General features: G+C 66.8%; 1 protein-coding gene. It reads right to left on the bottom strand.

Annotation, left to right across the window (positions count from 1 at the left end):
* On the bottom strand, nucleotides 1-1,307 hold a 1,307-nt coding region (locus KIH74_RS35605), incomplete at its 3' end, for a hypothetical protein (RefSeq protein ID WP_214160864.1).
* Between the last annotated feature and the right edge of the window lie 21 nt (nucleotides 1,308-1,328).

The raw sequence follows: 1,328 nt of genomic DNA, 5'->3' as shown, positions 1-1,328 counted from the left end.
GGTGAGGTCTCGGACCGGGAGCTCATCACGGCGTCCTCGGCATCGAGGGCGTTGGGGCGGAAGTGCGTCGGCCCTGGCGGGTTCCCAGGCCGCAGGCGCCGCTGCTCATGATGCAGAGGCTGTGTTTCCCCCTGGTCGGCCGGGTAACGATCCGAAAGTGCAAGACCGTGCAACATTTCGTGCAACAGCGTCTGGGCGGAGCTCTCCGTGTAGACGTGGCGCGCGTCCGCTCGCCCCTCTCCTGCGCTCAGCTGCGTGTTCTGCGCCCCCTCAACGCGCTGACGCCCGATGGTGACCACGGGCTGCAACCGGATGAAGACCGTCCGGCCGCGGGATGCGAAACCGCCTGTCGCAGAAATAAATTCCGGGACATCCTCACGTGCCATCCGAGCTGTCCGGCGGGCCTGATCGTCGGTCACGTCGCTGTCAGCTACGAAGTGGATGTGTACACGAATCTGCACCAGCCGCACGTCACCGACATCGACCACACGGGCCCGGTACGGCCCGCCGTGCTTTGTCGTGAACATGGACCCCCGCACCGCAGCGATGCGCAGAACTTCGGTCAGAATCGCCTGACGGCCGATTTGTGACGCGCCGAAGGCGGATTCCAGGGCGTCGAGGCTGCGGACGACGACGTCTTGCAGCTGTTCGGCCTTCGCAGCCTTCAGAATGTCCGGAGCGTCGTCGCCCAGCCGGGAGACCAGCACCGATCGTATGCGCTCCAGCGTGGCCAGCCGGGCCGTGGAGGTCACCGGCTCCGGAGCCTCGAGATACCGCTGCACCACGACGGGATCGGGAATCGGCTCGGGGCGGGCGGCCAGGTCGTCCAGGAGCCGGCTCAGCGGATCCGGGTCGTCCTCCCCTCGGAGGCGCTCGAGTTCCTCCTCCAGGATTCTCCGTGCTCCCAGACCGGACATGCCCGAGAGCTCAGGAGGACGAAACTCGCCACGACGGTGATGGATACGCTCCAGCACCCGCAGCAGGCTGGTTCCGGCTCGTTGCGTGAGCTGCCTTGTGTCGTCCGTGAGCACCCGCTGGAGCGTGGCCGCAGGCAGCAACCGCACCGCGTACCGGTCCCGATGGCCGTAGAGCATGACGTTGACCACGACCCGGGTTCCCCGGGTCGGATCGGCCAGCGCCGCGTCGTATTCCGGCAGCCAGCTCGCCCCCGCCTCACCGATCGGGATACGGGCCGAAAGATCACTCCCCGGAAGAGACTCCGGCACATGATCCGCACGACGATCATCATGCAGAACCACCTGCGTCAGACCAGGCACCAGCTCACGCCAGCGCGTCAGCTTCGCCACAGCCGTCTGAGCATCATGCAC

The organism is Kineosporia corallincola (assembly GCF_018499875.1).
GTDB classification, from domain to species: Bacteria; Actinomycetota; Actinomycetes; order Actinomycetales; family Kineosporiaceae; genus Kineosporia; species Kineosporia corallincola.
The sequence above is the reverse complement of the archived record's forward strand: the minus strand, read 5'-3'. Positions and strand labels throughout refer to the sequence as shown.